Annotated in this window: 8 protein-coding genes; 4 read left to right on the forward strand and 4 right to left on the reverse strand. The window is 72.7% G+C overall.

The window, feature by feature from the left end; all coding sequences use genetic code 11:
* The first annotated feature begins 82 nt into the window (after nt 1-82).
* Both thiD and thiC read left to right on the forward strand, forming a co-directional pair.
* A complete protein-coding gene (gene thiD / locus AB0J68_RS17950) occupies nt 83-868 on the forward strand; it encodes a bifunctional hydroxymethylpyrimidine kinase/phosphomethylpyrimidine kinase (protein ID WP_363939468.1) in 786 nt (261 codons plus the stop codon).
* A 17-nt stretch (nt 869-885) separates the two neighbouring features.
* Nucleotides 886-2,478 carry a phosphomethylpyrimidine synthase ThiC gene (gene thiC / locus AB0J68_RS17955; RefSeq protein ID WP_354863263.1) on the forward strand — a complete coding sequence of 531 codons (1,593 nt, stop codon included), beginning with the start codon at nt 886-888 and terminating at the stop codon, nt 2,476-2,478.
* A gap of 123 nt (nt 2,479-2,601) precedes the next feature.
* On the opposite strand, the gene AB0J68_RS17960 is transcribed toward thiC, so the two are convergent.
* From AB0J68_RS17960 to AB0J68_RS17975, 4 genes are all read right to left on the reverse strand, one after another.
* Complete coding sequence (locus AB0J68_RS17960) at nt 2,602-5,685, reverse strand: hypothetical protein (RefSeq protein WP_363939470.1); 3,084 nt, start codon at nt 5,683-5,685, stop codon at nt 2,602-2,604.
* A 77-nt stretch (nt 5,686-5,762) separates the two neighbouring features.
* A complete protein-coding gene (locus tag AB0J68_RS17965; RefSeq protein ID WP_266246239.1) occupies nt 5,763-6,071 on the reverse strand; it encodes a cupin in 309 nt (102 codons plus the stop codon).
* Nucleotides 6,068-7,018, reverse strand: coding sequence for an LLM class F420-dependent oxidoreductase (locus AB0J68_RS17970; RefSeq protein WP_363939472.1), 951 nt, complete (start codon nt 7,016-7,018; stop codon nt 6,068-6,070). The genes AB0J68_RS17965 and AB0J68_RS17970 overlap by 4 nt, the downstream gene beginning before the upstream one ends.
* A 2-nt stretch (nt 7,019-7,020) precedes the next feature.
* Nucleotides 7,021-7,806 carry an ABC transporter ATP-binding protein gene (locus AB0J68_RS17975; protein ID WP_354863214.1) on the reverse strand — a complete coding sequence of 262 codons (786 nt, stop codon included), beginning with the start codon at nt 7,804-7,806 and terminating at the stop codon, nt 7,021-7,023.
* Between the two features lie 269 nt (nt 7,807-8,075).
* Between AB0J68_RS17975 and AB0J68_RS17980 the strand changes: the two genes are divergently transcribed.
* Both AB0J68_RS17980 and AB0J68_RS17985 read left to right on the forward strand, forming a co-directional pair.
* Entirely contained in the window at nt 8,076-9,107 is a 1,032-nt protein-coding gene (locus AB0J68_RS17980; RefSeq protein ID WP_354863213.1) for an ABC transporter substrate-binding protein, read from the forward strand.
* Between the two features lie 100 nt (nt 9,108-9,207).
* Complete coding sequence (locus AB0J68_RS17985) at nt 9,208-10,068, forward strand: ABC transporter permease (RefSeq protein ID WP_354863212.1); 861 nt, start codon at nt 9,208-9,210, stop codon at nt 10,066-10,068.
* Nucleotides 10,069-10,214 lie beyond the last annotated feature (146 nt).

Raw genomic sequence — 10,214 nt, forward strand, 5'->3', positions numbered from 1 at the left:
CCGTGCCCACGCAGGGATCAAGCCTGACCGCCCGGAGTGGGCACGGTCGGCCGCAGCCCCATACCGCAACCAAAGAGGCAACATGACCCCGAGCACAGTGCTAACCATCGCCGGCTCCGACTCCGGCGGCGGCGCCGGCATCCAGGCCGACCTCAAGGTCTTCGCGGCGCTCGGGGCGTACGGCACCAGCGTCCTCACGGCGGTCACCGCGCAGAACACCCGCGGTGTCGACGCCGTCCTGCCGCTGCCGCCGCGCACGGTCACCGAGCAGCTGGACAGCGTCCTCGCCGACTTCACCGTCGGCGCGGTCAAGACGGGAATGCTCGGCACACCCGCCGTCGCCGACGCGGTGGCCCAGGCTGCCCAGGACGGCCGGCTGCCCCAACTCGTCGTCGATCCGGTGCTGGTCGCCACGAGCGGCCACCGGCTCGGCGTGGTGGGTGCGGTGGAGCGGCTGCTTCCGTACGCCCGGGTGGCGACGCCGAACTGCGCGGAGGCCGCGGCCATCACCGGACGCGCGGTGGACGACCTGGCCGGGATGGTCGTCGCCGCGGAGGCCCTCGCCGCCGGCGGCCCGGAGCACGTGGTGGTCACCGGCGGTGACCTGGGTGGAGGCGAAGCGGTCGACGTGCTGCACGGGGGCGGCGTCACGACCCTGCTGCGCGGGCCACGGGTGGACACCCGGCACACCCACGGCACCGGGTGCTCGTTCTCGGCGGCGATCGCCGTGCGGCTCGCGCTGGGCGATCCGGTGCCGGCGGCGGTGGGGGCCGCCAAGGAGTACGTGCTCCGCGCGCTGACCGGCGCGCGGGGCTGGGAGCTGGGCGCGGGGCGCGGGCCGCTGGATCACTTCGGCTGGTCCGCCTGATCACCAGGGAGGTTGTCATGCAGGCACGAGGCAAGGTGTACGTCGAGGGGTCACGGCCGGATGTGCGGGTGCCGTTCGCCGAGGTGGCGCTGACCGGCGACCATCCGCCGGTGCGGCTCTACGACACGTCCGGCCCGGGATCGGACCCGTCGGTGGGGTTGCCCGCGTTGCGGGGCCCGTGGATCGCCGAGCGGGGTGACGTGGCGCCGGTACGAGGCGCCGGTACGCCGCTCGCCGGTGTGGACGGACGACGTCCGACGCAGCTCGCGTACGCGCGGGCCGGCGTGGTGACGCCGGAAATGGAGTTCGTGGCGATCCGGGAGAACGTCGACCCGGAACTCGTGCGGGCCGAGATCGCCGCCGGCCGGGCGGTGCTGCCGCTCAACGTCAACCATCCGGAGTGCGAGCCGGCGATCATCGGCAAGGCGTTCCTGGTCAAGGTGAACGCCAACATCGGCACGTCGGCGGTCAGCTCGTCGGTCGCCGAGGAGGTGGAGAAGCTGACCTGGGCCACCCGCTGGGGCGCCGACACCGTGATGGACCTGTCCACCGGCAAGCGGATCCACGAGACCCGTGAGGCGATCGTGCGGAACTCGCCGGTGCCGATCGGCACGGTGCCGATCTACCAGGCCCTGGAGAAGGTCGGCGGCGACCCGGTCAAGCTGAGCTGGGAGGTCTTCCGGGAAACCGTGATCGAGCAGGCCGAGCAGGGCGTCGACTACATGACTGTGCACGCCGGGGTGCTGCTGCCGTACGTGCCGCTGGCCGTGGACCGGGTCACCGGCATCGTCTCCCGGGGCGGCTCGATCATGGCGGCGTGGTGCCTGGCCCACCACGAGGAGAACTTCCTCTACACCAACTTCGCCGAGCTGTGCGCGATCCTCGCGCGCTACGACGTGACGTTCTCCCTCGGCGACGGGCTGCGGCCCGGCTCGATCGCCGACGCCAACGACGAGGCGCAGTTCGCCGAGCTGCGCACCCTCGGCGAGTTGACGACGGTCGCCTGGGAGCACGACGTGCAGGTGATGATCGAGGGCCCCGGCCACGTGCCCATGCACAAGATCAAGGAGAACGTGGATCTCCAGCAGGAGTGGTGCCACGAGGCGCCCTTCTACACGCTCGGCCCGCTGACCACCGACATCGCGCCCGCGTACGACCACATCACCTCGGCCATCGGCGCCGCGATGATCGGCATGTTCGGCACCGCCATGCTCTGCTACGTGACCCCGAAGGAGCACCTCGGCCTGCCGGACCGCGACGACGTCAAGGCGGGCGTGATCGCGTACAAGATCGCGGCCCACGCGGCGGACCTGGCCAAGGGGCACCCGGGCGCGCAGGCGTGGGACGACGCGCTGTCCAAGGCGCGGTTCGAGTTCCGCTGGGAGGACCAGTTCAACCTCTCGCTGGACCCGGAGACGGCGCGGTCGTACCACGACGCGACACTGCCTGCCGAGCCGGCGAAGACGGCGCACTTCTGCTCGATGTGCGGCCCGAAGTTCTGCTCGATGAAGATCACGCAAGAGCTCAAGGAGTACGCGGCCCGCGGCATGAAGGACAAGTCGGCGGAGTTCGTCTCCGGCGGCGGGAAGGTCTATCTGCCGCTCGCCTGACCGGTCCGGCATGGTCGACTCGGGTTCACTGAAGTCGGGGTGTCCCGGCGCGGTGGACAGCCCGGATTCAGGGAACCCGAGTCGATCAGACGGGGTCGGCGTCCCGAACGGACGTCAGGCGGGTCAGTCGCGGTGGTGACGGCCGGTGGAGCGCAGCGAGCGACGACCGTTCTCCTGCTCCGGCTCGTTGTCCGCGACCGGCTTGCCGAGCCCGGCGACCCAGTCGACGAACTCCTCGTCCTGCGTGGCCAGCGGCTCCGCCGCATCCGCCGCGGGCCGCTTCTCCTCGTCGGCCCGGGCCCGGTTGCGCCGGAACAGGCCACCGAGCCGTCCCCGCCGGGAGGGCTGCTCCGGGTCGTCCGGGGACGCCGGTGTGGCCCGCCGAGCATCGCTGTCCGGCCCGCCACTGTCGGCGGTGCCGGACGCGCGGCCCTGCTCAGGTATGCCCGGACCGGCCGACGGCGGCACGACCGGTCCCGCCGAGGCGGGCGCACCGGTAGCCTCGCCGACCCGGCCGCGCCTGCCGACGGCCCGGTCCGTCGCGTTGCTGGCCCGGTCGGTCATGCTGCTGGCCGGGTCGGTCGTGCTGCTGGCCGGGTCGGTCGTGCTGTTGGTCTGGCCCGTCGTGCTGGCGGCGCGGCCTCTCGACCAGCCCCCGTCGAGCGTGGCGGCGGTCGGACTGTCCTGGTTCGGCGTGCTGGCTGTCGGATCTGTCGGGCTGCCCTGGTCGGGCGTGCTGGCGGTCCGATCCGACGCGGCGGCGCGTCGAGTGGTGTTGAAGGCGTCCCAGGTGCTGGCGCGGCTCAGGTCCGGCAGCGGCGCCCGGTGCCGGAAGCGGGGCGTCCAGTCGGTCGACTCCTCCGCCGGGACGGGAGCATCCGAACCGGACGGTTCGGGGTCGGCCGCCCCCGTCGCCGGTGGGGTGGTCCATGCCGAGGTGACCGGCCAGGCCGGTGCCGTCGGAGTCCACCGGTCGGTCCCCGGGCCGTCGGCGGTCGCCTCACCGAACAACGAAGCGCCGCCGTCGCTCTCGGCCGCGGATCGTTCGGCGCGGCCCGTCCCGGACCCCTCGACGGGTGCGGGATCCCCAACCGGGGTGGTGGTGACCGCCGGCTCGGTGCTGGCGGCCCCGTCGCGCCGGCTCTCTCCACCGGTCCCGACGGTCTGCTCCTGCGGATCCTTGCCGCCGGTCTGATTCGCCTGGCCGGGCTCGGTGTCCTGGCCGGGCTCGGTGTGCCGGTCGGGCAGGGGAGCGTCCTGGTTGGGCAGGGGAGCGTCCTGGTCGACGGGTCCGGCGGAGTCGGTGCCGGTCAGGTCGGTGGCCTTGCCGGACCGGGCCGGCCGCCTGGTGCGCCCAGCGGTCGATCCGGCGGCTGCCGCCGTGTGCTCGGCGGTCGTGCCCGGAGTGACGTCGGCGGGGGTGGACTTCGGCTTGCGCGTACGACGCGGCTTGGGTGCGGGCGCGTCGGCCGCGCCCTCGCCCGCGCTGCTCGCGCTCGGCGTGGCCGCGTCGCCCGCGCTCGGCGCGCTCGCGCTCGGCGTGCTCGCGCTCGGCGCGCTCGCGCTCGGCGTGACCGGGGCCGTCGGGTCGCTGGTCGTCGTGCGGTCGCTGTCCCGCCTGTCCCCGCCGGCCGTGGTCGTCGTCGTGCTGCCGGTCAGGTCGTCGGCGCCCGCGTCGGGCGTCGGACCGACGGACGCTGTACCGACGGCCCCTGTTCCGACGGCCCCTGTTCCGACGGCCCCTGTTCCGACGGCCCCTGGACCGACGGCCCCTGTGTCGCCGGCCGCAGCGGTGGACGTCGCCGCGGTGAACGCCGGGACGGTAGGGGTCGGGTCGGCGGGGCCGATGGGGTCCGCGTCCCGGTTCGACGGGGCCGACTGTCGCCCGGCGGTGAACTCGCCGGTCGGGTCGGTCAGCCAGGAGGCGGGGGCCGGCGGGTTGGTCGCGCGGTCGTGCTGCCCGCCCGTGTGGAGCGCGTCCCGGGTCGGGGTGCCCGCCGTCGGCGCGTCCGGGGTGGTGTCGGCGTGCTGGCGGCGGCCGACCGGCCGGGACGCCTGCCCGGGGGGCGTCGCGTCGGTGGGGACGGCGCCGTGCTGGCCGCTCGCCGTGGTCGCCGGCCAGTCCCAGTGGGCGGGGACGGTGCGTACGGTGGCGGTGTCGTCGGCGGCGCGCGGACCCGGACCGGTCTTGGTCAGGTGCCCACCGGTGGGGGCCGCGTCGGCGGCGGGCTCGGTGTCACCGTGGTCGTCGACCGGACCCGTCGACCTCGCCGCTTCGGCGCCCGGCAGGGGCGGGCCGGCGGGCAGCGGGCGCAGGATGTCGGTCGGCTGGATCGCCTGGGGATCGGCGGTGCGGGCGCCGACGGGCCAGCGCAGCAGGGCGGCGGCCGCGGCGCCGAGGGCGCCGGCGAGGATCGCGATCAGCGCGCCGTAGTAGGGGGTGGTCTGGTAGCGGTCCACCGCGTCGCCGGGGCCAGCGGTCAGGTACGCGAATGCCACCAGCACCGGACCGGCCACCCCGGTCACCCCGCTGATCAGCGGAACCTGGCCGCGCCAGCGGGCCAACCCGGCGGTCGCGGCGCCCGCGAGCAGCGCCACCACGGGCAGCAGGAGCAGCGCCAGACGCTGCGCGGCGGCGTCGTCCAGCCAGTTCGGTTCGAGTACGCCGAGTCGGACCGTGGGCAGCGGGCCGGCCGTGCCGAGCGACGGCAGGACGGAAATGAACGCCAGCAGCCAGACCGCCCCGGCCACGGCCGCCATGTTCCAGCCCAGTTCCGGTCGGAACAGTACGGCGACGGCCGCGCCCGCTCCGATGACCGCCCCGAGAATGGCGCAGATGCCGACCGCCCAGACCGGGTCCACCGAGATCAACTCGGCGGCTCGGGCGGGCTGCATGCAGAGCGGGGCCACGGCGGTGGCGCCGAGTGCGGCCGCGCCGCCGATGGCCAGTTGCCGGCCGATGCTGGCCGGCGGGGTGTCCCGGCGGGCCAGACGCCCGGTCAGGACGGCACCGGCGACGGCGGCGTTCGCGGCGAACCAGCCCACCCAGACGAGCTGGGCCGGCCACTGGTTGACGGTCGTGCCGGTGAAGGCGCCGGTGAGTCGGACGATGCCGAAGCCGTACGCGACGCCGAGCTGGCCGGCTCCGGCCAGCACGCTCACCCCGAGCGCCGTGAGCAGTAATCTGCCCCAGGTCCGAAAGGCCATGTCCGGCACGTTACGCACCTGGTACACCCGATCGCCACCGGCACGCCGCGCGGCGGGGCGAGGCGCGCCCGGCGGGTCTACTTGAGTTCGACCAGTCGGGCCAGGTATGTCGTGTCCCCGACATTGGTGAGCATGTGTACGGCACCGGGGTCCCGGTAGACGACTCCGCCGGTGGGCTCGTCGGCGTCGATCCGGGTGCCGTCGATGGTCTGTACGACGTTCTTCGCGCCCTGGATCGCCACCACCAGGTAGGGGTGGTCGTGCCGGTGCAGGGGCTGCCGCTCGCCCGGTTCGAGCCGGATGTGCCAGACCCGGACCCGGTCGTTCTCGTACACGATCTCCTGGCCCACCGGCCCGAGTTCGGTGCCGTCGATCACATCCGTCATCGTCCACCGTCCAGTTGGGGAAGCACCTCGGCGGCGATCAGCTCGAGGTGGTCGAGGTCGTCAAGGTCGGTCATGCGCAGGTGCACCCGGGTGCCGCCGATCTCGGCGAACTCGCCGATTCGCTGCACGAGCTGCGCGGGCGAGCCGACCACCGGGTCCTCCGGTGGCAGCGCGCTCTTCTCGTGCAGTGGCGCGGCCCGCAGCTGCGCCTCGGCGTCGGTGCGGCCGATGGCCACCACGATCCCGGCGGAGAGCACCAGCGGGGCGCGGCCGGCCTCCGTGCGACCCACGCGGTCGCACGCCTCCCGCACCCGGTCGTACGCCCCGGCGGTCTCGGCCACGGACTTGAACGGCATGTTGAACTCGTCGGCGTAGCGGGCGGCCAGTTCGGGGGTCCGCTTGGGACCGCGCCCGCCCACGATGATCGGCGGTCCGGGCACCTGCGCCGGTTTGGGCAGCGCGGGCGCGTCCACCAGCCGGTAGTGGTCACCGGTGAAGCTGTACGTCTCGCCCATCGGGGTGGCCCACAGCCCGGTGATCACCTCAAGCTGCTCGGCCAGTCGATCGAAGCGCTCGCCGACGGGCGGGAACGGGATGCCGTACGAGGTGTGCTCGCGCTCGTACCAGCCGGCGCCGATGCCGAGGTCGACCCGGCCGCCACTCATCTGGTCGACCTGTGCGACCAGCACCGCGAGAGGGCCGGGCAGGCGGAAGGTCGCCGACGTGACCAGGGTGCCGAGCCGGATCCGTTGGGTCTCGCGGGCCAGCGCGGCGAGGGTCAGCCAGGCGTCCGTCGGACCGGGCAGGCCCGGGTCGGCGCCCATCGACTGGTAGTGGTCGGCGCGGAGGAAGCCCTCGTAGCCGCCGGCCTCGACCAGTCGGGCGAACCGGAGCTGGGTGTCGTAGTCGGCGCCCCGGTGGGGCTCGGTGAAGACCGACACCCGCATGTTCATCGTCCCTCCGCGCCGGCCGCGGCCGGCTGGTCGCGTTCCATCAACAGCTCGTGCAGGTCGGCGCTGACCCGGGCGACGTCGGCGAGGTGGGCGTTGCGACCCAGGGTGCGGGGTCGGGGGATGGCCACCTCGACCACCTTGCGGATCCGGCCGGGGCGAGGACTCAGCACGACCACCCGGTCGGCGAGCAGCACCGCCTCGTCGATCGAGTGGGTGACGAAGACGATGGTGGGCTTGTTCTCCATGTGCACGCGCTGGAGTTCGCCGGACAGTTCCTCGCGGGTGAGCGCGTCGAGCGCGGAGAACGGCTCGTCCATCAGCATCACCCGCGGCTCGCCGATCAGCGATCGGCACAGCGACACCCGCTGCTGCATGCCACCGGAGAGTTCGTGCGGCAGCCGCTTCTCGAACCCGGAGAGCCCGGCCACGTCGAGCAGTTGCCGGGCTCGCTCGCGGTGCTTGGCGCGGCTCCAGCCGAAGATCTCCACCGGCAGCAGGACGTTGTCCAGCACACTGCGCCACGGCAGCAGCGCCGGCTTCTGGAAGAGCATGGCGATGTCGCGGCGGGGTCGGGTGATCGGCGTACCGGCCACGGTGATCTCGCCGGAGGTCAGCGGGAGCAGCCCGGCGATCAACCGCAGCAGGGTGGACTTCCCGCAGCCGGAGCGCCCGAGCACGGCCACGAACTCGCCCTCGGCGACGTCGAGGTCGATGCCGCGAAGGGCTTCGACCCGGCCGGACCGGCCCTCGAAGGTACGCGACACCCCGGACAGTCGGATCATCTGCGGCGTACCTCCGCTGAGTGGACGGTCAGGAATCCGACAAAGGCTAGCTGCCCCGTTGACATTCCGCACCGTCCGGGGTGGTCGTCATGTTGTATCCGTTCCGCAACCCAATACGCCTGGCGTCGCAACTGTGGGTTTCTCGTACGCTGTGCCCGCGAAGAGTCCCCTCACGATGGCGGTGCCCGGCTTGCCCCTCCTGCCGGCACCGTCGCGACAACCCCCGCCGGTGGCCTGCGGTCCCGGTCGGAAAGGACATGGTGCTACTGATGAGAAGGCTGACCCGTACGGTCGCTACGGCCGCGCTGGCCACCGCCCTCGCCCTCGTCTCCGCCTGCAGCAGCGGGTCGGACTCGTCCGACGACGCCAAGGGCGGCAAAGACGGAGCACTGGAGAAGGTGACCTACCTCACCTCCTTCGGCAACTTCGGCCGTGACTCCTACGCCTGGGTGGCGAAGGAGAAGGGCTTCTTCAAGGAGGCCGGCTTCGACGTCGAGATCAAGGCCGGCCAGGGCACCGGCGGCGTGATCCAGACGGTCGTCGGCGGCCAGGCGGACTTCGGGCCGATCGACCTCACCGGTGGTCTGCTCCAGCTCGGTAACGGCCAGGCGAAGGACTTCACCGCCGTGGCCGCGATCCAGCAGCGCACGATGGCGGGCATCGCCACCGTCGAGGGCAAGAACATCAACTCGCCCAAGGACCTGGAGGGCAAGAAGCTCGCCGACACCCCCGGCTCCGTGGTGCGCAACCTGTTCCCGACGTACGCCCGGCTCGCCGGTGTGGACGCCAGCAAGGTGACCTGGGTCAACGGTGAGGCGCAGGCGCTGATCGGCACCCTGGCCAGCGGCTCGGTGGACGGCATCGGCCAGTTCGTCGTCGGCCAGCCGACGATCGAGGCGGTGGCCAAGAAGAAGGCCGTCATGCTGCCGTACAGCAACGTGATGCAGGACCTCTACGGCAACGTGCTGATCACCTCCTCGAAGATCGCCAAGGAGAAGCCGGAGATGGTGAAGCGGTTCACCGCGGCGCTGCTCAAGGGCCTCGAGTACAGCCTGGCGAACTCCAAGGAGGCCGGTGAGATCCTGAAGAAGAACGTCGACGCCGCCAACCCGGTGGCCGCCGCCGCCGAGCTGGACCTGATGGCCGCGTACGTGCGCTCCGGCAACTCCGGCACCGCGATCGGCACGCTGGACAGCGGCCGGGTCGCGAAGAGCATCGCGATCCTGCAGGGCGCGGGCGCGCTCAAGCAGAACATCACCCCCGAGCAGATCATCGACTTCAGCCTCGCGCCGAAGGCCTGATCGTCCGGTCGCCACCAGGGGGTACGTCCCGCCGGATCCGGTGGGACGTACCCCCGTCGCTCGTCGGCCCCCAGGGCCGTCGGATTTCGAGGAGGACAAGATGACCGACGTGCGGTCAGTCGAGCCGGCGGTGACGGTGCCCCCATCCCCGGGTGCCGGCCCGGAGGCGGGACGGGCGGGTCGGGGCGCCGGCCTGCGCGCCGGGGTCGGGGCGGCGCTGCTGCCCGCGGCCGGTCTGCTGGTCGCCCTGGCGGCGTGGTGGCTGATCGCCCGGCTGGAGCTGATCCCGCCGGCCGCCCTGCCGCCGCCGGGGGGTGTGTTCAGCGCGTTCGTCGACAAGCCCGCCCAGATGCTGGAGCACACCGGGACCACCCTGCTGGAGATCCTGGTCGGCTTCGCCCTGTCGGCGGCCGCCGGCGTCCTGATCGGACTGTCCCTGGCCAGTTCCCGCGCCGTGGAGCGGATGTTCACGCCGCTGCTGGTCGCGGTGAACGCGGTGCCGAAGATCACGTTGGGCCCGCTGCTGGTGGTGGCGCTGGGCTGGGGTCAGAAGCCGATCCTGACCATGGTGTTCCTGCTCTGCTTCTTTCCGATCGTGCTGTCCACCGCGACCGGGCTGACCACCACGCCGGCCGACCTGGCCGAGCTGGTCCGGTCGTGGAACGCCTCCCGCTGGCAGGCGTTCCGCAAGGTGCGGTTCCCGGCGGCGCTGCCGCAGATCTTCGTCGGGCTCAAGGTGGCCATGCCGCTGGCGGCCATCGGCGCGGTGATCGGTGAGTTCCAGGCCGGAGAGAGCGGCCTGGGCTACGTCATCCTCCAATACGCGGGCGTCGGCGACTACGCCACCGCCTGGGCGGCCATCCTGCTGGTGGCGCTGGTGAGCATCCTGCTCTACTCCGCGCTCGTGCTCATCGAGCGGATCGCCCTGCCCTGGGTAAGAGAAACCACCAGCAGCCGCTAACCCCGATCGGCAGAGCTGAACAACAAAGGCAACGCGAAGGGCCGGCCCCCACGAAGGAGGCCGGCCCGTTCCGATAACGGTGACGCGGGAGGGCTGTGGCCTACCGTGCCCGGCGGAGGGATCAAGCCTGACCGCCCGGAGCCGGG

It is taken from the genome of Micromonospora sp. NPDC049580, from assembly GCF_040675595.1.
GTDB lineage: Bacteria > Actinomycetota > Actinomycetes > Mycobacteriales > Micromonosporaceae > Micromonospora.